21 protein-coding genes are annotated in these 24,238 nt (G+C 60.4%); 15 read left to right on the top strand and 6 right to left on the bottom strand.

Annotated elements, in window-relative coordinates; translation table 11 throughout:
• Positions 1–181 precede the first annotated feature (181 nt).
• The 7 genes from AADH44_RS11600 to AADH44_RS11570 all read left to right on the top strand — a co-directional run bounded on the left by AADH44_RS11600 (position 182) and on the right by AADH44_RS11570 (position 8,461).
• Positions 182–1,540 (top strand): ABC transporter substrate-binding protein, encoded by a 1,359-nt coding sequence (locus tag AADH44_RS11600; protein ID WP_341952987.1) that lies wholly within the window; start codon positions 182–184, stop codon positions 1,538–1,540.
• Position 1,541: 1 nt separating this feature from the next.
• Positions 1,542–2,183: an isochorismatase family cysteine hydrolase gene (locus AADH44_RS11595; protein WP_341952986.1), complete on the top strand. Its 642-nt coding sequence runs from the start codon at positions 1,542–1,544 to the stop codon at positions 2,181–2,183.
• 13 nt (positions 2,184–2,196) lie between these two features.
• Positions 2,197–3,156 carry a branched-chain amino acid transaminase gene (locus tag AADH44_RS11590; RefSeq protein ID WP_341952985.1) on the top strand — a complete coding sequence of 320 codons (960 nt, stop codon included), beginning with the start codon at positions 2,197–2,199 and terminating at the stop codon, positions 3,154–3,156.
• 2 nt (positions 3,157–3,158) lie between these two features.
• Positions 3,159–4,076 (top strand): acetamidase/formamidase family protein, encoded by a 918-nt coding sequence (locus tag AADH44_RS11585; protein WP_341952984.1) that lies wholly within the window; start codon positions 3,159–3,161, stop codon positions 4,074–4,076.
• Between the two features lie 59 nt (positions 4,077–4,135).
• Positions 4,136–5,560 (top strand): amidohydrolase family protein, encoded by a 1,425-nt coding sequence (locus tag AADH44_RS11580; protein ID WP_341952983.1) that lies wholly within the window; start codon positions 4,136–4,138, stop codon positions 5,558–5,560.
• A gap of 62 nt (positions 5,561–5,622) precedes the next feature.
• Positions 5,623–7,248 (top strand): thiamine pyrophosphate-binding protein, encoded by a 1,626-nt coding sequence (locus AADH44_RS11575; protein WP_341952982.1) that lies wholly within the window; start codon positions 5,623–5,625, stop codon positions 7,246–7,248.
• 19 nt (positions 7,249–7,267) lie between these two features.
• Positions 7,268–8,461 (top strand): iron-containing alcohol dehydrogenase, encoded by a 1,194-nt coding sequence (locus AADH44_RS11570; RefSeq protein WP_341952981.1) that lies wholly within the window; start codon positions 7,268–7,270, stop codon positions 8,459–8,461.
• 36 nt (positions 8,462–8,497) lie between these two features.
• Here AADH44_RS11570 and AADH44_RS11565 read toward each other — a convergent pair whose 3' ends face one another.
• Genes AADH44_RS11565 through AADH44_RS11550 form a run of 4 tightly spaced genes read right to left on the bottom strand, consistent with a single transcriptional unit; the run spans position 8,498 to position 12,990 of the window.
• Positions 8,498–9,904: an amidohydrolase family protein gene (locus AADH44_RS11565; RefSeq protein ID WP_341952980.1), complete on the bottom strand. Its 1,407-nt coding sequence runs from the start codon at positions 9,902–9,904 to the stop codon at positions 8,498–8,500.
• Positions 9,873–11,066, bottom strand: a complete 1,194-nt coding sequence (locus AADH44_RS11560) for an iron-containing alcohol dehydrogenase (protein ID WP_341952979.1) — start codon at positions 11,064–11,066, stop codon at positions 9,873–9,875. The genes AADH44_RS11565 and AADH44_RS11560 overlap by 32 nt, the downstream gene beginning before the upstream one ends.
• Positions 11,063–12,223 carry a CapA family protein gene (locus tag AADH44_RS11555; RefSeq protein ID WP_341952978.1) on the bottom strand — a complete coding sequence of 387 codons (1,161 nt, stop codon included), beginning with the start codon at positions 12,221–12,223 and terminating at the stop codon, positions 11,063–11,065. Before AADH44_RS11555 ends, AADH44_RS11560 begins: the two co-directional genes overlap by 4 nt.
• Positions 12,220–12,990, bottom strand: a complete 771-nt coding sequence (locus AADH44_RS11550; RefSeq protein WP_341952977.1) for an aldolase/citrate lyase family protein — start codon at positions 12,988–12,990, stop codon at positions 12,220–12,222. The genes AADH44_RS11555 and AADH44_RS11550 overlap by 4 nt, the downstream gene beginning before the upstream one ends.
• A gap of 231 nt (positions 12,991–13,221) precedes the next feature.
• Between AADH44_RS11550 and AADH44_RS11545 the strand changes: the two genes are divergently transcribed.
• The 7 genes from AADH44_RS11545 (at position 13,222) to AADH44_RS11515 (ending at position 20,990) form a co-directional block, all read left to right on the top strand.
• Positions 13,222–13,824 carry an XRE family transcriptional regulator gene (locus tag AADH44_RS11545; RefSeq protein WP_341952976.1) on the top strand — a complete coding sequence of 201 codons (603 nt, stop codon included), beginning with the start codon at positions 13,222–13,224 and terminating at the stop codon, positions 13,822–13,824.
• 5 nt (positions 13,825–13,829) lie between these two features.
• Positions 13,830–15,368 carry an MDR family MFS transporter gene (locus AADH44_RS11540; RefSeq protein ID WP_341952975.1) on the top strand — a complete coding sequence of 513 codons (1,539 nt, stop codon included), beginning with the start codon at positions 13,830–13,832 and terminating at the stop codon, positions 15,366–15,368.
• On the top strand, positions 15,358–16,761 hold the full coding sequence (locus AADH44_RS11535; RefSeq protein ID WP_341952974.1) for an MmgE/PrpD family protein: 1,404 nt from the start codon (positions 15,358–15,360) through the stop codon (positions 16,759–16,761). Before AADH44_RS11540 ends, AADH44_RS11535 begins: the two co-directional genes overlap by 11 nt.
• A gap of 944 nt (positions 16,762–17,705) precedes the next feature.
• Positions 17,706–18,002 carry a hypothetical protein gene (locus AADH44_RS11530; RefSeq protein WP_341952973.1) on the top strand — a complete coding sequence of 99 codons (297 nt, stop codon included), beginning with the start codon at positions 17,706–17,708 and terminating at the stop codon, positions 18,000–18,002.
• A 209-nt stretch (positions 18,003–18,211) separates the two neighbouring features.
• Positions 18,212–19,399: an acetyl-CoA C-acyltransferase gene (locus AADH44_RS11525; RefSeq protein ID WP_341952972.1), complete on the top strand. Its 1,188-nt coding sequence runs from the start codon at positions 18,212–18,214 to the stop codon at positions 19,397–19,399.
• On the top strand, positions 19,399–20,139 hold the full coding sequence (locus AADH44_RS11520; RefSeq protein ID WP_341955001.1) for an enoyl-CoA hydratase/isomerase family protein: 741 nt from the start codon (positions 19,399–19,401) through the stop codon (positions 20,137–20,139). Before AADH44_RS11525 ends, AADH44_RS11520 begins: the two co-directional genes overlap by 1 nt.
• Positions 20,136–20,990 (top strand): 3-hydroxyacyl-CoA dehydrogenase family protein, encoded by an 855-nt coding sequence (locus tag AADH44_RS11515; protein WP_341952971.1) that lies wholly within the window; start codon positions 20,136–20,138, stop codon positions 20,988–20,990. Before AADH44_RS11520 ends, AADH44_RS11515 begins: the two co-directional genes overlap by 4 nt.
• On the opposite strand, the gene AADH44_RS11510 is transcribed toward AADH44_RS11515, so the two are convergent.
• Positions 20,987–21,385 carry a hotdog fold thioesterase gene (locus AADH44_RS11510; protein ID WP_341952970.1) on the bottom strand — a complete coding sequence of 133 codons (399 nt, stop codon included), beginning with the start codon at positions 21,383–21,385 and terminating at the stop codon, positions 20,987–20,989. The genes AADH44_RS11515 and AADH44_RS11510 overlap by 4 nt on opposite strands.
• Before the next feature lie 44 nt (positions 21,386–21,429).
• Between AADH44_RS11510 and paaZ the strand changes: the two genes are divergently transcribed.
• Positions 21,430–23,496 (top strand): phenylacetic acid degradation bifunctional protein PaaZ, encoded by a 2,067-nt coding sequence (gene paaZ, locus AADH44_RS11505; RefSeq protein ID WP_341952969.1) that lies wholly within the window; start codon positions 21,430–21,432, stop codon positions 23,494–23,496.
• On the opposite strand, the gene AADH44_RS11500 is transcribed toward paaZ, so the two are convergent.
• Positions 23,497–24,135, bottom strand: a complete 639-nt coding sequence (locus AADH44_RS11500) for a TetR/AcrR family transcriptional regulator (protein WP_341952968.1) — start codon at positions 24,133–24,135, stop codon at positions 23,497–23,499.
• Positions 24,136–24,238: the final 103 nt, after the last annotated feature.

The raw sequence follows: 24,238 nt of genomic DNA, 5'->3' as shown, positions 1-24,238 counted from the left end.
CAGTAGTTGCAGTCTTCAGAGTGGTAATACCGAGGATTCAGTCGCCGCAGATCTCGACTTTTCCTATGCTGTCCCTGGCGTTCCAGAACATCTTGATCAAACACCTTGGGGCGGTCAGCCGAGTAAGATCCTGTACTCGGTTTATGACTCGACGCTTGTCCGCTACCAAGGCACTTGTGATGTGCTCGGCGAATCCAACGACGTCGTACCCCATCTGGCCGACTCTTGGGATCTAGCTGATGACGGCAAGAGCGTCGTATTCCGCCTAGGCGATGCGGTGAGTAACAACGGCAACGAGATCACCTCGGAAGACGTGAAGTGGAGCGTCGAGCGACAGCTTGCGCAAGAGGCATTCATCCCGAGCGCGCTGGGGTTCATCGGGCGCTACGACGTCGACAATCTGGTCGAGGTCATCGACGACAAAACCGTGCAGATGAACGTGGTCACGTCAACGTCATCGGATGTCATTCAATTCGCAAGCCCCCTTCTGACCATCCACGACAGCACTGAGGCGAAGAAGCATGTAACTGACGCAGACCCGTGGGCCAATGAGTTCATTCGCATGAACTCAGCCAACTTCGGCCCCTGGCAGGTGGACCGGTTCCAGCCGAACACGGAGATCGTGCTAAGCCAGAACCCCAACTACACAGGGGAACGCGGCAACTTCGAGACGGTCACCCTGCGCGCAGTCGCCGACTCAGCGACGCGCATGCAACTCGTGCGTTCTGGCGACGCAGACTGGGCAGACGCCTTGACCTTTGCCGAGTACGACGGGTTGCGCGATGCCGAGGGTGTAGCCATCGAGAACTGTGTTGCGGCCGATCGTGACGAAATGTTCCTCCAGCAGGACGGCGAGATCTTCGATGATGTTCGCGTTCGGCAAGCGATTTCTATGGCGATCGACCGCGATCAGATTGTGGAAACCATTTATCGGGACTTTGGGGAAAGCGCGAAACACGGCATCCCGCAATACTATGACTTCCCAGAGTCAGGGACCAGCTATAAGTTCGACCCTGAGGGTGCACAAAAGTTGCTAGCCGAAGCTGGCTACCCCGACGGACTTACCTTTACAGCCCTGTTCAGCCCGTCCCGTCCCGGCCCTTGGGTGGAGCCGCTTGCCATCCAAATTCAAGCCGACCTCAAGAATATCGGGGTGACCATGGAACTCAACCGAGTTGCAGGAGCTGCCGAGTTCTTCCAGCTGGTCCGTGAAGGGCGCTACGATGCTGCGTTCTATAGTGACTCGACGTTCGTGGGGGATGCCACCTACGGGGCAGCTGCTTTCACGCTATCGAACTCCAACATCAACAGCTTCGGATACGATAGCGCCGAATACGACGCGCTTGTCGGTAAGGCGCAGGAGGCATCGGCAGAAGATCGCGGTGACTTGATCTCACAGATTGCTGATCTCGCAGTCGCGGATATGCCGATCCTCTATCTCGTCGACAGTGCCAACGTTCAAGCGCACCGCGACAACATTTCCGGATTCTCCAACTCCCCACTTCGCACCATCAATCCGGCGCTTATGAGCGTCGAATAGCGTGGGCGAGGTCATCCAAATGAGCCCCGAATTGTCTGCAGTAGATACGGCTCTGGTCGTGATCGACATGCAGAACGGATTCTGCCACCCAGACGGGTCAATCGCCCAGACGATGCCTATTGATGCGAACTCGAAGGTCGTCCCGGTTGTTGCTGGTCTGGTGTCTGCTGCGCATGCAGCAGGTATGACCGTTTTCTGGTCAATCCAGGAGCACATCGCGAACGACGTGTCGATCGATCGGTCTTGGTTGGATAATCCACAAGCGGAACTCCTCGTGCCCCCTTGCCTTCGGGGCAGTTGGGACTCGGAACTGCTGGATGACCTCTCCCCGCTCGTTCACGAGAACGATGTGAAAATCGTCAAGCACCGGGCCAGTGCGTTTTACGGCACCGGCTTAGAAGTCGAGCTGAGAATGCGGGGCATCACGCATCTCGTGATTTGCGGAGTTACCACCAGCTACTGCGTGGATGGGACAGTACGCGATGCGTACTCGCGAGATCTGGGCGTCACGGTCGTCGAAGACGCCTGTGGCACTCCTTGGCCTGACCTCCACGCGGCCACCATGAAGAATATTTCCCTTTTCCACGGCACCGTGACGACCAGCGCGGTCGTCACGAGCGCTTTATCGACCATTCGTTCATAGGAGTAACTCTGTCATGACACACACCACAATCGCCCCAGCAGCCCCGACACAAGACATTGGCGTACGTTACCTGCTCCACGACGGGGAGTTGGTGGAATATGGCGAGGCGAAGCTCCACGTGCTCAGCACGACGCTTAAGTACGGTGTTGGAGTCTTTGAAGGATTCCGCGCCTATTGGAGCGAAGAGGACGACGAACTCTATGCTTTCCGAATTCAGGACCACATGCGTCGACTGGTTGACTCGATGCGAGTCGTCGAAATCGACGGGCCGACGGATGTTGACTTACTTTCGGCACAGCTACTCGGACTGGTGCGGGCAAACGAGCTGCGCGGCAATCTGCATATGCGCACCCAGGTCTTCGTCGATTCCAGTGACGGAAAACCTGATGATACAGGCCCCGCGACGGTCTATATGGCGGCCATCCCCATGGGCAATTACTTCGGTGCGACCGGGTTGGATGTGCAGATCAGCAGTTGGGCGCGCCTGTCAGACCGATCGATGCCTCCGCGAGTGAAGTCAATCGCGAACTATCAGAACGGGCGACTGGCGCTTCTGGAATCGCGACGGAACGGTTATGATGCGGCACTCCTGCTCACCGAGGACGGTCACGTTTCCGAAGGTGCCGGCTACAACGTGTTTATGGTGCGCGACGGTAGGCTGTGCACCCCACCGGTCACCGAGAGCATTCTCGAGGGCATCACACGGGACAGTGTCATGCACTTAGCAACCGCAGAACTCGGTCTGGAGCTGGATGTTCGTCCCATTGATCGCACCGAGCTTTACTCCGCAGAAGAAGTTTTCGTGTGCGGTAGCGCGGCGGAGGTCAACCATGTCAAATCGGTAGACCGAACCCCCATTGGAGACACTCAGCCGGGAGAGATCACTCGTCAGCTGCAGGACCTTTACCAGAAAGCTGTGCGTGGTAAGGTCTCCGCCGACCAAGGATGGGCTCAGCCCGTCTACTCGGTATAACGGTGCACGAAGGCAGCGAAGAGGCACCGCAGATGCAGGCACTCGGTCATGAGGGTTCGTCCTCGGTTTACACCGCGCAAGCGACAGCCTCGCTCACTGTCGCGCAAGGCGAGCAGTTCCTGGTCAAAACGCCGAGCATCCTTTCGCGTGCAGGTTTTGAGGACGCCGACGACTTCAGTGCATTCTCGATTCCAGTAATAGGCCCCGTAGCTATTGAGGGCGTGAATCCGGGTGATCTGGTCCGCATTGAAATCCACAAGCTCGATATTGCCGAGCGTGGTGCGATGCTTACGCTGCCCGGACGAGGAGGCTTCAGCGGCGAATTTCGCCCGTTCGGTCACACCATGGATATCCGCAACGGCTTGGTGTACTTCGAAAAGGATGTCACCATCCCTGTACGGCCCATGGTCGGCAAGCTTGGGTTCGCTCCGGCGGACGATAGCCCAAGTTCAAGCACTGTCGGCACCTTCGGCGGCAACATGGATTGTAAGGACTTGGTGGAGGGCTCCACGATCTTCCTCACAGCGCAAGTTGCCGGAGGGTTCCTGTTCGTCGGCGACCTTCACGCGGTGCAGGGTGACGGTGAGTCCTCCCTCACCGCGGTCGAGGTTGAGGGCCGAGTCGTGATGTCGTGTAGCGTCGTCGGCCGCGCATCGTACCCACGCCCCGTTATTCTCTCCGGGAACTATGTGATCACGATCGGCGACGGCGATGATCTTGATGAAGCAGCTCGACTTGCCCTCGACGACATGCTCGCGCTGGTGCAATCCGACCGCGGATGGGAGCGCGAGAAGGCCGCGATGCTGCTTAGCGCCGTCGCAGATGTTTCCATCTCCCAGCTCGTGAACGCTCGCAGTTCAGTGAAGGTGAGTCTGGCCACGGAGTACTTCATTGCACCACCTGTTTTGTCGTCCTCCTGAATCAGTAAATGGTACTCCCGCCGACTGCAATACAACTTTAAACGAAAGGCTCCACCCTCATGCTCGACCTCCTTCTAATTAACGGACTGGTAGTCACTCCTTCCGGGGCGAAGAAACTCGATATCGGTATCGCCGACGGCAAGATTGTGTCCCTAGTAGAGAACGGCCGCTCTCTCGCCAATGAGGCCGCCCGTGTCGTCGACCTGGCCGGACAGCTTGTGGTACCTGGGGGTGTGGATCCTCACGTCCACACCAACTCGGTTCTCCCTACCGCTGCCGACAGCGGCATCAAGTGCTTTGGCGCGGATCGAGTAAGCGAAGGCGCCATCTACGGCGGGACCACCACTTTGATCGACTTCGCACATTGGCAACCCGGCGACGATCTCAGCGATTCCTTCGCCCGCAAGTCGGCTGAGTGGGAAGGTCAGACTTACACTGACTACGCACTCCATGGCACGTTCAAGGAGGAGGAAATCCCGTTCGAGGTACTCGAACAGGTGCCGGATGCTATCCGCAACGGTCACGGCAGCTGGAAGGTCTGGATGACCAACACGACTCCGACCCGGCCCAAGCAGAAGACTGACCTCGGCAATATATGGGGTCTGATGCAGAAGACTGCAGAGGCCGGCGCCATGCTCGCCGTTCACGCCGAAGACGATGATCTCGTGATGTACGCCTACAAGCAACTCCAGCGGGACGGTCAGACCGCGTTGGAATACATGCCGCAAGCGCACAACAAGATCTCCGAGAAGATTTCGTTTCAGCGAGTGATAACTCTCGCTGAGCATGTTGGGGCCCCGATCTATCTAATGCATGTCAGTGCAATTGAGGGCGTGCAGGCTATCGCGGAGGCTCGAGGGCGGGGGCAGGCCGTTTACGGTGAAGTGCTCCCCCACTACGCACACTTTACTGAAGAGGATTACAAGCTGGACCACGGTGCGATCTACCACACTTACCCTTCACTGAAGTCTGCGACCGACCGAGACTCCATGTGGGAGGCACTTCTCGCCGGTTCCTTGAGCACGCTGGCGACCGATGGAGTGTGCACAGACTTTGACGTGAAGACACGGGGAAAGACCATCTTCGATGCAACGGGCGGGCACGCCGGAGTCGAGATGCGCATGCCTGTCGCGTATACGGAAGGGGTCGATAAGCGTGGGCTCGAACTGACGAGATTTGTAGATCTGACCTCGGCGAATGCCGCGAAGATCCTCGGCCTCTATCCCCAGAAGGGCGCCATCGCCATCGGTAGCGATGCCGACCTAGCGGTTCTGGACACCACAGACCGGCGCGCGATCTCCTCTATGGATCTGCACGAGGCGGACTACACACCCTGGGAAGGCTACGAAGTTGCCGCTTGGCCAAGCATGACCATCCTGCGGGGCCGTGTCATGGTTGAGAACAAGAAGCTCCTGCGTGGGCCCGATGGCACTCTGCTCAAACAGCATGTTTCCCGTGATGTGCTGAACCGCCCCGCCTGCTGAGATCAATCCCGGCGCACGCCATGACTGCACGGACCCCTAGTGAAAGAAGCGGTAACCATCAAATGTACGGCTATGAACTTATTGCCCGCCAACTTGTCGCGGAGGGCGTGGATACGGTCTTTGCTGTTATGGGCGACGGCAATCTTCACCTGTTGGCGGAGCTAGGCCTGACCCATGGCATCCGGATCGTGCACGCGCGGCACGAACAGGGCGCGGTAAGCATGGCGGACGGCTACTCTCGATTCACTGGGCAGCTCGGTGTGGCGACGGTCACTCACGGCCCCGGAATGACCAACACTGCGACCTCGCTCGCCACCGCGGTGGCGCACCGGTCTCGTGTGTTGCTCATTGTCGGGGGACTGGCCGCGCATGACGTCGACAACCTTCAGCAACTGGACCAATCGGCATTTGCGGCATCGCTGGGTGCTGACCGAGTGGCTCTGACGACTCCTTCACGTGTAGGTGCTGATCTGGATAGGGCGCTCCGGATTGTGTTGAACGGTCGCCGAACTGTCGTATTGGACGCGGCAACCGATATTCAGACAGCAGAGACAGGCATCACGACGATTCGCAGTGGCGAAACCCGCATCACGGCATCGGCGCCAGCACCCAGCCGCGAGCTCGCTGAGCAGGCCGCGCGCATCCTCGGTGCCGCGAAGCGACCGATCATCGTGGCAGGGCGTGGAGCCTCATCTAATGATGCGATCTCCGCGATCGGCAAGCTTGCCGTCGCCATCGGTGCGCCAGTGGTGACGTCGTTGCTTGGAAAGGGAAACTTCAGTTCGCACCCGAACTCGCTAGGTGTGGCCGGCGGCCTAGGCGATCCTGCGGCTTCTCACACCTTGGCAACTGCGGACTGCGTCCTTTCAATAGGCGCGTCACTGAACGATTGGACGACCACCCGTAAAGACTTCGTTACAGACGCCACCATCATCCAGATTGACGTCGATCCGCTGGCTTTCGGCCGCTTCGTCGATCCAGCATTGGCGATCCTTTCCGACGCAGCATGTGCAGCACTGGCGATCACCGAGTACATCGTGCCGTCTGCCCCACCGCTGAGTTGGCGGCCGCCCGCACGCGACTCGGCCGGTGACGACCTCGAGTACGACGACGGAGCCAACACAGTCGACCCGAGGCGGGCCTGTCTCGCCATTGAAAATGCTCTTCCACGAGATCGCGCCGTTGTTGTGGATGGTGGCCACGCCTGCATCTGGGGCGCCCAACTCGTCCAGACACACATGCCCCGATCATTCACCCACGGGTTCTCATTCGGCTCGATCGGCCAGAGCCTGAGCCTCGCACTGGGGGCCGCAGCGGGCCTCAACGGCCGTCGGGTCGCAGCCATCATGGGCGACGGGTCGGCGGCAATGAGCATCGCAGAGCTCGAGACTGCAGTCCGTGAGAATCTTCCGGTTGCAATCGTCGTTCTCAATGACGGCGGATTCGGAATAGAGCGTCACACGCTTGCCCTCCAGAACCTCCCCGTCGCGGAGTCGAACTACCCATCGCCAAATTTCGCCGATCTGGCACGAGCTGCCGGTGCGTCTGCGATCACTGTGTCGAGCGTTGAAGATCTGTCTCTGATTCCGCAGCTTCTCCAAGAGTCGGGACCAGTACTGATCGATCTGCGGGTCAACGGCGGCCTGATTGCTGACACCTTTCTGGAAATCAAGCAACTGCACCGCTGAGAATGGACTGAGCCGCGAGATGAACAGCAATTCGAGGAGATCTACACGGACCTTTGACCTGCCCGAAATGCGTCGCGTCCATTATGGTCGCGGCTGCAGTTCACGGCTCCCAGAGGCAATAGCGGAGCTCGGCCTGAAACGCCCTTTGCTGGTGACCAGCCCATCGGTGTCGAATGGGCCGATAGGCCGCTCCGTCCGCGAGAGTTTGGGAGGGCTCGCGATAGGAGTGTTTACTGAGGTACGCTCGCACGCTCCGGCCGCGGCGGTGCTCGAGGCGATCGAGGCTGCACGCGCATACCGGGCCGATGGCGTTATCAGCTTGGGGGGTGGAAGTGCAATCGATACTGCGAAAGCAGTTTCCATGTCCATGCCCGAAGGAGTACATGACGTGGACAGTTTGCAGGCGTTGAGTCTCACAGGGGGTATGATCAACTCGCCACTCGCCGCGGAACCGCTTCCCCACATTTCGTTGCCAACGACGTTGGGCAGTTCTGAGTTCACTCACTCCTTCACCGTCACCAACTCCGCGACCAAGATGAAGGACATGTACTGGGATCGCCGTGTCGTCCCTCAGATCGCCTTCTTAGACGCAGACTTAGCGATCCATACTCCGGACTGGCTGTGGGCCTCGACCGGCATAAAGACAGTCGACCACTGTATCGAGTGGTATCTCTCCCTCGGGCGTACCCCATTCACGGATGCCTTGGTACTTCATGCGCTGAAGGAATTGCGCGACTCACTTCCTCTCGCCGTCGGCCAGGAGCGCGACGCCGATGCGCGCCAACGATGTCAGATCGCCGCGTGGATGTCTGCATTCGGTGCATTGAACGTCGTCGGCGGATTATCTCACGCAATTGGCCACCATCTCGGCCCCCGCGCAGGTCTAGTGCATGGTCACACCACCTCGATCGTGCTGCCGGCGGTGCTTGAATTCAACCGCCCGGCGACTGTCGAACGACAGGCGGCGCTCGCAGCGGCAATGGGATCGGACACCACCGGACTAGACACGAATTCCTCAGCGTGCCAGCTGATCAGTGCACTGAACGAGTTGATTATTTCGATGCGCTTGCCGAGAACACTCGCTGAGGCCGGCATCTGGGACGCCGACCTCAGTGGAGTCGCACGCGCCGCGATGAACGACCCGATGCTTCGGAACAACCCGCGTTACGTCACGCTCGACGACATCGAGGCATTACTCGGGTCCATTCGCTAAGGGCTTGACGCGGCGCAACGAATGCTGTCGCCCGTTTTAGCTCTTACTAGGGCTCAGTAAGGCCGCCGCTCGCCTGCCTGAGTCCGCGAGTTCCGATTCGTCGAGCAATGTCAGGCGTCCGTCCTCGACAACTATGCGACCCGCCACTACAACCAGGCTCGCACGATGTGAGAGGCCACACAGTAACAGGGCGTCAAGCGGACTGGATGAGCCGACGTAATCCAGCCGTGAAATATCGAAGCAAGCGACATCTGCAAGCCCGCCAACTGTAAGTTCGCCGAGGCCGGGCCAACCGAGCGCGACCGCCCCGCCATTAGTCGCCCAGCTCAGCGCCAGTTCAGGCGTCAGTGCGTTGGCCTCCGGGTGAACACCGGCTCTGATTCGCTGAACCTGCCAGGCGAGTCGGGTCTCTCCCACCATGTCTCCACTGTCACTGGAGGCAGCACCATCCACGCCGATCGCTACAGTGCCGCCACGGAGGTGCAAATCCCAGGCCGGCGCGATCTGCATTCCCAACCTGGCGTTGGAAGACGGGCAAGTGGCCAGAGCTACGCCCGCCTCGCTCATGGCGATGAGCTCAAGCTCAGACAATTGCGTCCCATGCGCCACCCAGAGCCGGTCATGCCACCACCCGACCTCGGCGAACGCGTCAGCTACTCCTCCGGTTACCTCTCGATCAATCTGTCTCGGATGTACATGAGTATGAAGTGCGAGATCGTGGTGCCTCGCAAAACCGGAGAGTGATCGCATAAGGTCTGGCTCGTCCCACAAGGGCTCGGTCAAGCCGACCCCCACTTTGAGCATTGCATCAGGGGAATGATCATGGTAGGCCGCCGTCACGCGGTCAAGTTCGGTCAGAAGTGTCTCAGCGGACTCAACGGTGGAATCGATGCTGGAACCGATCAGGTCGCGCACCGGCCCGCCGACGCTCCTCATGCCACCTCGAACCGCGAGCATCCGAATCCCCACATCCGCGGCGGCCTGCACCTGCGCGTCAAAGATGTCTGCGTGTCCGCGCGGGAAGTAGTAGCTGAGGTCTGCCGTCGTCGTCACGCCGGCAAGTAGCAACTCCGCTAGTCCGACGCGCGCCCCTGCCAGCGCCGTATCCGCGCTGAGACGCGACCAGCGTGGGTAGCACTCTGCCAGCCACTGAACGACAGAAGCCGATGGCACTAGGTTACGAGTGAGTTGTTGGGATAGGTGATGATGGGCATTGATCAAACCCGGCAACACCAGCCAGCTGGAGGCGTCGATCACCCTGGCATCGGTAGGCCTCATTGCCGCGACAGTGATCTCATCGATCCGCCCGTGTCTGAGAACTAGGTCGACACCGCTGACCAGACGCCGATCGGCGTGGTCACCGACCCACGCAAAGCCGACATTGGCGAGAACGAGCGAAGTCTCGGGCTTCTCAATGCGCCTGCTCGAGAATTCTTTGGACATCCTCAATCGTCACCTCACGAGGGTTGTTGACTATGGCCACTTCCATCATGGTCGCTTCCGCGATCGCGCTGAGGTCCGGCACGCTATCGGTAGCTTGAGAAATTGTGCTCGGCATGCCGAGCCCGTCGAGCAACCGCCTGAGGCCGTTAGCCAGATCGTCATCGGGAAGGCCTACTGCGCCGGCGAGCGCGGCCACCCGATCTCCGACAGCGTGGGCGTTGAATTCGATCACGTGCGGCAGGATCACGCAGGAAGTGTACCCGTGGGGCATTCCAGTATTGCTGCCGAGTTGGTGGCCGATCGCGTGGGAAAGTCCACCCAGCACATTCGAGGAGCCATAAACACTCATCCAGGCGGCCAACTGACATTCCTGGCGCGCATCGAGGTCGTCCGGGTCATTGACGGCGGTCGGCAAGGCTCGCCAGAGCATTTGTAGTGCCGAGATCGCAAGCGCGTCTGTGAACGGGGTGCGTGCGGCTGACAGGTACCATTCGACACAGTGGTCGATCGCCCGAACACCACTGGCAGCCCAGAGCCAGCTCGGTGTCCCCTTCGCCGCGAAGGGATCGAGGATTACGGTTGATGGCGTAACCCGTGGGTCGTGATACATGATCTTGGCGCGCGCGATCTCGCTCGTGACAGTGAATGTCGGCGTGAACTCTGCAGCCGAAAGCGTGGTGCTGATCGTGACCTGTGGCAAGGGGGCGTGTTCAATGTCACCCACAGCTGTCACTCCGGTGTCGACGACGGTGCGAGCCAGGGTCACTTCTACGGATTCCGTAGAAGGCGCACACAGCGCAACCGCCTTGCCACAGTCGATGGGGCTACCGCCACCCAGACTTACCACGAGGTCTGCGCCGGCTTCCCTGGCCATCGCGGTTGCCACCCGAACAGTCGCCAAGGGGACATGCGCGGCAGCGTCCCGGAATTCGGCCACGAGCAGACTACCTAACGATGAGCGTACGAGCCTAGTCAATTCGCTGTTCGCCGCAGTGCTGCGACTCGTGATGAGCAACACACGAGTCCCGTGCAATCGGCGTACTTCGGCACCGAGTTCACCGAGCGCTTCCTGGCCATAGACGACTCGTTTCAGGTTCGGGAAGTCGAACTGTCGCACCGAGCCTGACGCTATGCGTCTGCCCGTCAAGTCATCGATTCTCATTGTGCCTCCGCCGCTACCAACTCCAATAGGGGAAAACCAGCGACTGTAGTCTGCGAAGGTTGCCACCTCCCGCGCAGTCCTTGCGATGTGTTCAATTCGCCTAGGTACTCTTCGACCTCGCGACCCGCCGCATCATTCAGGCTGAGCGGAATGGGCTGTCCCTCCGGGTTGAGCCTGCAGGGTACGGCACCGGCACGAATGGAGCCATCTTCCATGAAATCGCAAACGGCGACCATGCTCATTCGGGCTTCGGGGTGCATCGGGAGCAGAGGGTATCCCTCCCTGTATCCGTAGCCGTACTCTCCGGCGTGCTCTTTCATCCGAGCGAGCACGGATGGTGGAACCTGACTTTCGAAATCTAACACGTCAAAAACGAAGTGCCCAAGCCCATAAAAGATCGGCTTTCCGTGGTGGTATTCGGCGCCGCGCAGCATGTGGTGGTGATGTCCCAAGTAGACATCGGCACCTGCATCGATCACCGCCCGAGCAATCTGGCGCTCGAAATCCATGATGACGGCTGGACGACTTCCGTCCCCGGCGTGCACGCTGACAACCACGACATCCGCCAGTTTATCCGCCGCTTCAACCTCGCGACTCACGGTGGCTAGGTCTCGCGGATCGGCGATTGTGAGCCGATCGGGTGCGCCTCCAGACTGGAAAGCGTTCATCTCAGATGGCACGTAAATGGTGTGGGTTCGAATGGTGGCGATGCCCGGCCGGTCCTCACCGGCACCGTATCCGGCGGGATACTCGCACGAGTATGCAAGAAAGGCAACGCTCCAGTCGCCGCGTTCCACTACGATCGGGGCGCGGGCCTCAGCCGCGTTGGCTCCTGCACCGCATGTGTCGATGCCCTGAGCGCGGAGCGTTTCGCGGGTCTGCAGCAGTCCCTCATACCCACCGTCCACTGTGTGGTTGTTGGCGAGCGACATGATGTCGAAACCGGCGACACCCAACCCGGTAGCGTGCTCCGGCTTACCCAGCACTGGGATACTGGCACTCGGCGCCGGCTGTGCGCCATCCGCGTAGACAGCCTCGCAGTTCCCAAACAACACGTCCGAGTCCTGCAGCACGGCCCGGCTCGGAGTGAACGCTGTCGCCGGTTCGTCCCTATCGATGAGCACGTCACCCACTGCACTCAGCCGTTTGAAGTTCACCTCTTATGCCTTCTATCGTTAGCTATGACACGGCTGTCAAAGGACCCGCGCGGGGCATCTACCAGCTCCGATATGACCGCGGTGAGGTGACGCTCCCAATACAGCGCCACCCGGTCTGCTCCGGCGTCGAACGCAGCCGCTATTCCGCCGATGCCAGACGCAGGAAGGCCGAGGCTTCCTCCCTGGGAGCACACTCCATCCACGATCTTCTTAGTGGCGAGCTCCAGCGCATTGGGAGCGGATCGACCCGCCAGGCGCAAGTCGGAGGCGAGGTCTGCCGGGCCAACCCACCCGCCCTGAAAATGCTCAGAAGCGGCGATGTCGGCCACTGACTCTGTTGCCTCCAGAGTCTCGAATAGCACTGTGATCCGAGGGGCGTGCGAGAAGTCTTTTCCGAAACCAGAGGAGAACGAGGCCTGTGCAGACCGATTGCCGTCTGGCAGATATCGAGTTACCCGATGAGCGTGTTCGAGTTCGCTGACGCTGCGCACCTGGGGAAGGACAAGTTCAGATGCACCCGTGTTGGCGAAAGCTACCAGCGTGTTACCAGCGAGGTCTGGGACGCGAATGGCCACCTCTATACCTGAGCAGGCGACCCGTTGTACCACGTCGGTGCAGTCCCTCACCGTCAGACCAGTCTGCTCTGCATCCAGGACGAGAAAATCAAGTCCTGCTTGAGTGATGACGGAGATTAAGGTGGGGCTCGGATCTGCTGTGATGAGTCCTATCTGCTTTGGGCGGGCGTCTTCCGTGCTTGGTTGTGGCATGAGGTCTCCTGGTATGGCCGAGTGAGCGGTGCGTGACCGTTAAGGCCGACTAGATCAAGGTCAAGCGGCTGTGTGGTCACTGTCAACCACTCCCTCTTCATGAAAACAAAGATACCATGGTTATAATGAAGACGACGCGAATAAAGCGTCACGACTGCGATACATTGGCAATTCCTCACCTGGCCGGGAATATCTGGTCTAGTTTACGAGCGCACCAGAAGGAGTATCTCCATGACTATGAAGGAAACTAAGACTAGGGCCCTCCCAGACAGTGAGCCGCGCATGGCCCATTTAGGCAAAGTCATCAGGGCCAGCAGAGAGGGTCGAATGACGGTCGAGGAGTTGGCGGAGGCCGCGGGGGTCAGCGGGGGACTGATTAGTCAGCTGGAACGAGGAATCGGAAACCCCTCCTTCAATACCCTGATGCGATTGTCACGCGCGCTGGGCTTTGCGATCTCCGAGCTATTCGAGGGCGAAGGCTACGAGCCGGAGCGACGCGTCGTTCGCACCAACGAACGACGCAAGCTCACCAGCGAAGGGTTGACGCAGGAGTTGCTCACCCCGGATGCGAACCGAAAGCTCGGAATGGTTCGCACAGTCGTTCCATCAGGCTATTCGAGTGAAGACACACCCATGACCCATCCGGGAGAGGAAGCGTTCCACATTCTGGAGGGCGAACTCGAAGTCACGCTCGACGGCCACCACTATGTATTGAGCGAAGGCGACACAGTCTCGTTCGATTCAGCGACCCCCCACGCATACTCCAACCGAACCGCGCGGCCAGTGGTGTTTATGGGGGCTTCCACGCCTCCGACGACCGCAAGATATTACTAGCAGATATGACGGATACTGCCTCCCCTCAGCTCTACTCTCCGAGAGATGTACGCTTCCTCGTCGCGTGCCTAATGCTGGCCCTACTCATGGTCGCGTTCAATCAGACGTTGCTGAGCACCGCGCTGCCGACTATCGCCGGCGAGCTCGGCGGTGCGGACCGCATCGCCTGGGTGGTCTCTGGCTTCGTCCTCACGTCGACCGCCAGCATGCCCATCTACGGTTCCCTGAGTGACGTAGTCGGAAGAAGGGGACTTCTGGCCCTCGCGATCGTAATCTTCACGGGCGGATCAGTCGCGGCAGCGCTCGCCACGACAATGGACGGGCTGATCGTTTGCCGCCTCATTCAGGGTGTGGGAGGTGGCGGCCTTCTCGTTCTCTCGCAAACCATCCTCGCCGATGCCGTTCCCGCTCGAGAGCGGGCCAAGTACGCAGGAGTGTTCGGTGCAGTATGGGCCGTCGCTTCGGTTATCGGACCGCTTCTCGGCGGCTGGTTCACGGATGGGCCTGGCTGGAATTGGGCATTTTGGCTCAATGTGCCGATCGGGGCCATTGCCCTTGGCCTGACTCTTAGATTCGTCAAACCGTCACAGTCCCGGCTGAGGCCTGAGCCCGACTTTTTCGGCATTATCTTCCTCTTGATCGGAACGACCACGGTTGTGCTTCTTGCCACCTGGGCTGGCACAGTATTCGAGTGGAATTCCCCCGAGACTGTTGGCATGGCAGCTATCTCTCTCGCATCCGCCACTGGATTCGTCTTTGCGGAGTATCGTGCAGTGCAGCCCATCATGTCCCTCAAGCTCTTCCGGGACCGGACCTTCGTGCTGGCAACGGGAGCGGCTCTGCTGGTAAGTGGCATCGCAATGTTCGCAGTGGTTACCTACCTCCCCGTTTACGTACAGATGGTTATGGGTCTGAACGCGACTGAGTCGGGCCTGATATTGATCCCCATGATCGGCTCGATCTTGGTCTCATCCGCGGTGACGGGTTACACCGTCACCCGTACCGGGCGTTACAAGCTCATTCCGATTGTCGGATCGGTGATAGTCGGTATCGCACTCGTGCTGATGTCGACCATGGACGCATCCACCACCGTCTTTGAAGTTTGTGCCTACTCCGCGCTGATGGGCGCCGGACTCGGCACCGTCACCCAATTGTTGGTGCTTATCGTGCAGAACGCCCTGCCTGCCATCATGGTTGGCAGCGCCACGGCATCCAATAACTATTTCAGACAGGTGGGGGCCGCGGTTGGAATCTCGGCGGTGGGAAGCGCGTTCACTGCGACTCTCGCCACCACCTTGGCCGGAACTCGTATCGGCGACACGGCCGTCGCCGTGGATCTAGAGACCTTGACTCCTTCGGTCCTGGCTCAAATGCCGGTTACGCTCCAATCCGAGGTCGCGGAAGCCTACAGCGCGGCCCTACCGCCCCTGTTTCTTCTCCTATCGCCACTAGCGCTGGTCGCCACGGTCCTCCTCGCCTTTCTCGAGACGAAACCTCTAGCCAACCATCAGAAAGCGACCGGTGATGCAGAATATGAAATTTGACGAGGAAAGCAGCTCCAACTTCGAGCCATCAGTCCAGGAGCTCGCACGATTTGTCGCAGCGACGACGGGCGATCATATCCCATCTGCGACCCGAAGGCGTGCATCGTTCGTTATATCGGACACCATCGGTGTCATGCTGCGAGGTTCGGTGACGGACTTGGCTCACCGTCTCATCGACGGCTCGCAGAACACGGGACCGGCGACCGTAATTTCACCGCTGTTTCAACGAGTAGACATCGAGGAGGCAACACTTCTCAACGCCGTGTCAGCCTGCTCGACGGAGCTGGACGAGGGCACTCGCCCAACCGGACATCCCGCGATGCACATCCTGCCGCCCGTCCTAGCCACAACTCAGGCAAACGACGCCTCTGGCCGACGGTTCCTGACCGCTTTCATTCTGGGCTACGAGGTCCAAGCCAGGATTCAGCGTGCGGCACGACTCCGACCGCCGATTCACTGCCACGGCAACTACGGGCATGTCGGAGTGGCAGCCGCCCTCGCGTGGCTTCGGGGGGCGGACGCCATAGCGACCGCGGCAGCGATGAACGCTGCTGCGGCATTCGCGTCGGCCACTTCGTACAGCCTTCCCTACTCCGGGGCCACGATTCACTCGGCCGCACCAGCGATGAGCGGACTCACAGCACTCACTGTTGACCGACTCATGGCAGTAGGTTTCAGCGCATTCGACAGATCCGTGACAGAAGTCTTCGGAAGTATCCTCGGCGAGCGCTTCGAGGAAGGACCACTCACTGAAAACCTGGGGGCTTCTTGGGCTGTTAATGACGGATACGTGAAGTTCCACTCCACCTGCGGCCATCTGCATCCCGTCGTCGACGCCCTTATTGACGCTGTGAGGGAAGATACCTCACCGGAACGGGCCCGTTGGGAGCTGGGCGCACGAATCGATCCGCGCACAGTCGCGCGCGTCAGCGTGCGGGTTAGCGAGCGTGCAGCGGAACTCGACGCACTGCCAGAATTGCTAACGCCCTTGGCAGCGCGGTTCTCCATCCCGTTCTCCGTGGCCACTACGCTCGTCCATGGTGCAGCCTCGGCAGCCGCGTTCGAAGGAGCCGCCCTCACTGATCCTGACATCCGGCAGCTCGCGGAACGAGTCACGATTCAGTCGGATTCGAAATATGATGCGGTCTTTCCCGATGTCCATCGCGCTCGAGTCGAGCTCGAATTCACTTCCGGACGGGTGCTCACCGGGTCCTGCGAGAACCCATACGGGAACCCAAAGAACCGTGCACTCGATGAAGACATTGGGGCCAAGTTCATCGCCCTCGTCAGCGAAGCTGCTCCCGAATTGGACGCCATCGCGCTGTGGGCCACGACATTGGCCTGTGACGATCGGATATCCATGCGCGGATTTCCGCTGCTGGAGGACGGTTGACTCGACGCTTCGAACAGTTTCGCAAGGGACCTGCGGGGGCGGCAGTTGCCAAGAAAAACGTATGCGTGGCGGGCCTAGAGGAATGATTCCTATTCGACAGGCTTCGCGCTTGTTGTATTGTCCGATCTGACTAGTCGCGAGTCGGCACTCTTGATCAAAGGTGAAGGGTGTTAACCCTTGTTTGTAAAGACAGCTCTGACCACCCGCCTGGCCAAACTTTTGCCCAGTTATAGGATCGGATCATTCCCGCACCGGGATTTGCCAACGGGATCGGCTCCGGCGACGACCAGCCATCACCAATGCTGAACTGCTCTGCCTCAGAGTAGCCCAGCACCTGTTCGGCATCGCTTCGCGCCGGAGATGGACCCGCGACGCCAGCAAGAATTTGACCCGAGTCTTCCCGTTCCTTACTCCGCAGTCTGGCTGGGGATAGGCGGTCCTCGAAGCGACCGGACTCTTCTTCGCAGTGATGACCGAAGTCGCCCCCGCCGCGGCTCGCGTACGTACGCCGCCGCCGACGTTTCAGCCACCGGCAACACCGCCGTTACTGCATAAATCCATCGACTGTCACACATTGAACGCACCCACGTGCTCGGCAACAACTAGCATGCCTCAAGTTAGCAACTAGGTTTCAAGCGCAACAGCAAATGGTCACCATCACGGATCGACAGTCCATCATTTCCGAGCTTCGCGCCTTTGCTCAAGAGGTACGCGCGTAGCAAGGTGCACAGGGCGCTAAACATCGGCGCTGGCAGCACGGCCCTTATCGGGCGCGCTGAGTCTCATCCACATTTGTTCCCCTCTCATGGACATGCCGGAAGGGACGATTGTTCAGGCAGCCAGCGGAGCGATTGTCCGTGACGCCAAGTGGTTTTTGGGTGGCGCTGTCCGCGGGGGATCCGATCCTGGCCAGTAGAGCATCCGCGGCGCCTAAGGAGCTAGCAGTGCTCGTGAAAGGTCAGAACGAGGCGATCGTGCGCGAGTTCAACCAACGCTTCATTCAGTGGCAGGAGGACTCCTTCTTCAAGGCGATTGCCGCCGACAGCTTTATCAACCAATTCTTCAGCTCCGGCGGCGGTTCGGACAAGGGCGCGCGTTCTTCTGCCTCGGCTATGTGCTGCGCCCCGCAGTTCTTGATTTGTCAGTCTCGATGCAGCGAGAGGTTAACGAAGATGACCCAGTCGTGTCCCATGAAGCACACTTGGGAACGCACTGCTCCCCTCTTCCAAGCGCTGAAGTGACCGGCAAATCCGCGACCCTTACGGCGATGGACGCCGTCACACTTCGTGACCGCAAGTGCGAGACGCACTGGGTGAATGAGGACAGGTTCGGAATCGCTAGTCAACGCGCGCGGGTTGACTGTTTTCGAGAGCCGTGTCATTCTTGCAGAACGAACGAACGATCAGTAAGTAAGTACTTAACGACCGAACACGACGCAAGGTGGCGAGCAGTGGCTGAGGCATTTGTGATCGATGGGGTTCGTACCCCGATCGGCCGTTACGGCGGAACTCTTTCCACAGTTAGGCCCGATGACCTCGCCGCCATCGCCATTGGGGAGATTGTTGCCCGCACCGGCGTAGACCCGACAGTCATCGACGACGTCATCTTCGGTGATGCGAACCAAGCTGGTGAGGACAACCGCAACGTCGCCCGCATGGCGCTCCTCCTTGCTGGCCTGCCCGACTCGGTGCCGGGTATCACTGTGAACCGGCTGTGCGCATCTGGCCTCTCTGCCGTGCACCTGGCGGCGAGCATGGTCAAGTCCGGCGAAGCCGACATCGTGATCGCCGGCGGTGTGGAATCCATGACTCGGGCACCCTGGGTCCTTGCGAAGCCCGATAAGGCGTTCGCCAAGCCCAGCGAGATCTATGACACTTCGATCGGTTGGCGTTTTCCCAACCCGAGACTCAAGGCCCGAGACAAGGCGACCTATTCTATGACGGAGACTGGCGAGTTCGTCGGTGTTCAGGAGGGCATCTCGCGGGCCGACGCTGACGAGTTCGCCCTGGGCTCACACAGGCGGGCCCTCGCGGCCGTGACCTCCGGTCACTTCGATCGGGAGATTGTCCCCGTTGCAACCCCGAACGGCATCGTCGTGTCGACGGATGAGGGCCCCCGTGCCGACACGACGCTTGAGATACTTTCCCGTCTGCGGCCCGTTGTACTGGGCGGCAGCATCGTAACGGCAGGCAACTCGTCACCGTTGAACGACGGTGCGGCCGCGGTACTCATTGCAAGCGAAGCCGCGGTTGAGCGCTTCGACCTCACGCCGCGCGCGCGAGTAGTCGGCGGCGCTTCTGCGGGCCTGGCGCCCGAAGTAATGGGGCTCGGCCCTATTCCTGCAACTCGCAAGCTGCTCGAGCGCACCGGCCTCACGATCGGAGACCTCGGCGCCGTCGAGCTCAACGAGGCCTTCGCGACCCAGTCCCTCGCCTGCCTACGCACTCTCGGATTCGATGATGCGATCGTGAACGCCGACGGCGGTGCCATAGCGCTCGGTCACCCACTCGGCGCGTCGGGCACCCGACTATTGGTCACACTGCTTGGCCGAATGGACCGCGAAAGTGCGCGAAGAGGCCTTGCCACCATGTGTGTTGGGGTTGGGCAGGGAGCCGCTCTCATCGTGGAGGCAGTGTGATGTACACAACGCTGCTGATTGTCGGAGATCAAACTGATCGCCTGCACGTGCGGCTCAATCGTCCGGGCGTGCGCAACGCGATAAGCCGCGTGATGGTGGAGGAGCTCCACGATATATGTGACCGCCTCGAAGCCAGCCCCCGTATCCTGATCCTCAGCGGCGGCGAGGGTGTCTTCGCATCGGGAGCGGACATCGCCGAGTTGCGTGAACGTCGAGCCGCAGACGCTCTCGAAGGTATCAACTCGCGCCTGTTCATGAGGATAGCCGCACTGCCGATGCCAGTCATTGCCGCGATCGACGGTTGGGCGCTCGGCGGTGGAGCCGAGCTCGCTTACGCGGCCGACTTCCGGATCGCCAGCAATCGAGCGTGTTTTGGCAACCCGGAAGCCTCGCTGGGAATCATTGCGGCTGCCGGTGCCACATGGCGCTTGCTCGAACTGGTCGGGGAGCCGCTTGCTAAGGAGATCCTGCTGGCTGGTCGGGTGCTCACTGCTCAGGAGGCACTTGAGGCGCGTTTGGTCACCGAGCTGCACGACCCGAGTGCACTGGATGCGGCGGCTGACGCACTCGCCGATCGGATCGCTGTGCTCGATCCCCTTGCTATCCAGCACAGCAAGAGAGTCATGAGCGCTCCGCGCTCTGAGCATCCGGCTGTCGATGAGCTTGCGCAGTCCGTCCTGTTCGAGTCGTCAGCGAAGTTCGAGCGGATGACCGCCTTTGTTGATAGGCGCGCGAAGTGAGCGCCCTACCGCAGGTTGTAGGGGTCGTTGGGGGTGGCCGTATGGGCATTGGTATCGCCCATGCGTTCCTGCTCGCGGGCGCTCAGGTTACAGTGCTCGAGCGCGACCATGAGGCCGCCGACCATGCCAGCGCAGCACTATTGACAGCGATCGAAACGAGCGTCGCCCGCGGCACGACCGAGGAGCCGCGCGAGGAACTCGTTGCGCGCGCCAGAACCACGATCAATATTGATGATCTGGCCGACTCCGGACTAGTTGTTGAAGCTGTGCCCGAGGATCTTCCGCTCAAGGGCCAAATGCTCGCGCGCGTAGAAGGGGTGGTCGGTGCCGATGCTTGGCTCGCGTCGAACACATCGTCGCTATCAATTTCGCTGATCGCCCAGGCGCTCGCTCGCCCCGAGCGCCTGTGTGGACTGCACTTCTTCAACCCCGTGCCGAGTTCGAAGCTTGTCGAAATCGTACGCGGGGTCGCATCCGCAGCTCAGTTGATCGACTTGGCGCAGCAGTGGGTGGTGGAAATCGGCAAAACCCCGGTGACGGTGAATGACTCACCTGGCTTCGCAAGTTCGCGGTTGGGCGTCGTGATCGCTCTCGAGGCGATCAGGATGCTCGAAGAGGGCGTCGCGTCTGCCGAGGACATCGACGCAGCTATGGTGCTGGGCTACAAGTTCCCGGTGGGGCCATTGCGTCTCACCGATATGGTCGGTCTCGACGTTCGACTGGGCATCGCTACCTACCTGCACGAGACGCTGGGCGACCGGTTCGAGCCGCCGGCCCTGATGCGCGAGATGGTCGCCGCGGGCAGACTCGGCCGCAAGACCGGTCAGGGGTTCTTCCAATGGGAGGACTAGCGAAGCTTCACTATGAGATTTGTGATCCGCACTGTGCACAGTCGTGCGCCAGTCTCGTCTGTCATCACAACCTCGTGGCACGTCACCGTCTTGCCGAGCTGGATGGCGGTTGCTGTGCCCGTGACGATTCCTGCTCGCGCTCCACGGTGATGCGTCGCGCTGACATCGAGGCCAACAGCTGTTTTGTCAAGCGTGCTCGCGTGGATGACTGCGGCCCACGAGCCGAGCGCTTCGCCAAGCACCAAGGACGCTCCACCGTGAAGCGATCCGAACGACTGTGTGTTGCCATTTACGGGCATGGTCGCGACAACTCGCTCCGCCGACTCTTCGACGACCTCGATTCCCATCTTGCGGTCGAGGTCACCGAGCACGATCTTCCAAGGCTGCTGCGTCATCGCGCCAGTCTACTGTCCGTTCAGCAAATGGAAAAAGGTACCTCATGACCGCAACGCTCGTTGAAACTCGCGTGCTTCCCAGCTATGTGCAGGGCAGTTGGTGGGAAAGTGCCGATGGCATTCCAATCCGAGATGCCTCCACAGGTGAGGTGTTGGCCCTCGTCGGAAGTGAGGGCATCGATCTCGCCGGGGCGATCGACTTTGCCCGCACCATCGGCCAGAAGAGCCTCGGTCAGCTGACATTCCATGAGCGCGCGCTGATCCTCAAGTCGCTCGCCGGGGCCCTCACCGAGGCGAAAGACGAGTTGTATCGGGTCAGCGCGAGCACAGGCGCAACATCCCGCGATTCGATGGTAGACGTCGACGGTGGTATAGGCGTGCTCTTCACCTATGGTTCAAAGGGCCGACGTGATCTGCCTAATGTACACACTCGCATCGTTGACGGAACCGCTGAAAATCTCGCGCGTGACGGGTCCTTCGGAGGCCAGCACGTTTATGAGCGCATCCCCGGCGTCGCTTTTCAGGTAAACGCCTTTAACTTTCCGGTCTGGGGCATGCTTGAGAAGTTTGCGCCCGCATTCCTCGCGGGTGTGCCAAGTATCGTCAAGCCTGCTAGTCCGACGGCTACCCTGACCGAGGCAGCGGTACGGGTGATGGTCGAATCCGGCCTGCTACCCGAAGGATCCCTGCAGCTCGTTTGCGGCGGAGCACGCAACCTGCTCGACCTGCTGGACGTGCGTGACCACGTGTCGTTTACCGGTTCAGCGAGCACCGCCGCATCGTTCGCGGTCCACCGCAACGTCATCTCCCGCGGTCTGGGCCTGACAATCGAGACTGATTCGCTGAACGCAGCGATCCTAGGGCCCGACGTGACCATAGACGCCCCCGAGTTCGCCGCGTTCGTCGCGTCGGTCGTTTCGGAGATGATGGCCAAGGCGGGGCAGAAGTGCACCAGCATCCGCCGGGTCATCGTCCCGGCCGAGATGGTTGCCCCTGTGATCGCGGCGGTCAGCAAGCGCCTCGATTCGCGTGTGACCTTGGGAGACCCGCGCGTCGATGGTGTGACGATGGGCCCGCTCGCGAGTGTCGAACAGCGCGAAGAGGTGTACAGAAGCGTGCAGGCACTAGTCTCAGGAGGCGGGCGGATCGTGTACGGCAGTCTCGACGATCCGACTGTAGTCCTCAAGGATGGCAGTAGCGGCTCTGCCCCGGATGGTGCTTTCCAAGGCCCGGTCCTGCTTCAGTTCGACGATGCGGACTCGGAGGCCGTGCACGATATCGAAGCGTTCGGTCCGGTGGCATCCGTGCTGGGCTATGCCGACGTTGGCGACGCGATCCGGCTGGCAAATCGTGGCGGAGGATCACTTGTCGCGACAATCGCCAGCTATAATCCCGAGTCAGTCGCGCGAATCGTGGAGGGCATTGCAGGATTCCACGGTCGTCTACTAGTGCTCGACCGGGACGATGCACGGACTAGCACCGGCCACGGATCGCCAGTGCCACATTTGGTACACGGTGGCCCGGGTCGCGCGGGCGGTGGCGAGGAGCTAGGCGGCATCCGTGCCGTGAAGCACTATATGCGCCGTCTCGCTTTGCAGGGTTCACCCGCAGTGCTGACCGGATTGACCGGCCAGTGGCGTGCCGGTGCACCGATAGTCGAAGGCGAGCATCCATTCCGCAAACCCCTGTCACGCCTCGTGATCGGCGATACCGTCAAGTCTGACGGGCGCGAGATCACGCTCGACGACATCGCACACTTCGCTGATTTTACGGGTGACACATTTTATGCACACACCGACGAGAAGGCGGCGGCCGCGAACCCGTTTTTCCCGGGGCGCGTCGCGCACGGCTACCTCTTGTTGTCTTGGGCTGCCGGGCTGTTTGTCGATCCTTCACCGGGCCCTGTTCTTGCGAATTACGGTCTGGACAACCTTCGCTTCCTGACGCCGGTCGTGCCCGGGGATGTGGTGAAGGTAAGCCTCACTGCTAAGGAAATCACGCCTCGCGAGAACGAAGTGTACGGTGAAGTGCGCTGGGACGCTGTGTTGACCAACCAGTCGGATGAACCGGTCGCCACCTATGAAGTGCTGACGCTCGTGTCGAAGACCTAACTAGCGTGCTGAGCGCTCGTGGAGCCCGTCAAAAGCGACGGTGATGACGTCGTCGGCGAGCTGTTCGCACGTGAGCTGACCGCCCGGCTTGTACCACTCGACAATCGAGTTGATCATGCCGAACAGAAGCCGGGTTGTGGTGCGAGCATCAATGTCGGAGCGCAGGCTGCCGGTGGTGCGCGCCTCGTCAACGAGACTGGCGACCGAATGGTCAAACTCCCGCCGACGTTCGAGGGCGACGCGCTCGACGTCGGTGTTGCCGCGCAGGCGCAGCAGGAGAGTCACATAGGGCAGATCGTCGACCAGCACCCGCACTGCTCCGCGAAGTACGAACCGCAGTCGGTCGTCGGCTGGCCCGGAGGTCGCCCCAGGCTCGGCGAGCACCGCCTCCAGATGGCTGAGGGCGCGATCAAGTGCCAGCCTCAGAAGGTCCTCCTTGGCGGTCACGTGGTAGTAGACCGCAGATTTGCTGGTTCCCAGTCGTTCGGCAAGAGTCCCCATAGATGTTGCTTCGTAGCCGAAGTCGTTGAATGCGGCGACCGAGATGTCGAGGACGGCGGTGAGGTCGTAGGGATCGCGACCGCTGCGTCCATTGCCGCCGCGACGCTGTTCGTTTGCCTCCGGAACTGAGCTTGCCATGCGTGCTCCTCGTGACTTCGCCGGTCGATGGTATCCCGACTCTAGTCGACTCGGATGCTTGATCAGTCCGACTCCGCCTGCTAAGGTTACTGAACGCCCGGTA

The sequence above is a fragment of the Salinibacterium sp. TMP30 genome (genome assembly GCF_038397785.1).
GTDB lineage: Bacteria > Actinomycetota > Actinomycetes > Actinomycetales > Microbacteriaceae > Rhodoglobus.
This window is presented reverse-complemented; position numbering and strand designations above follow the sequence as displayed.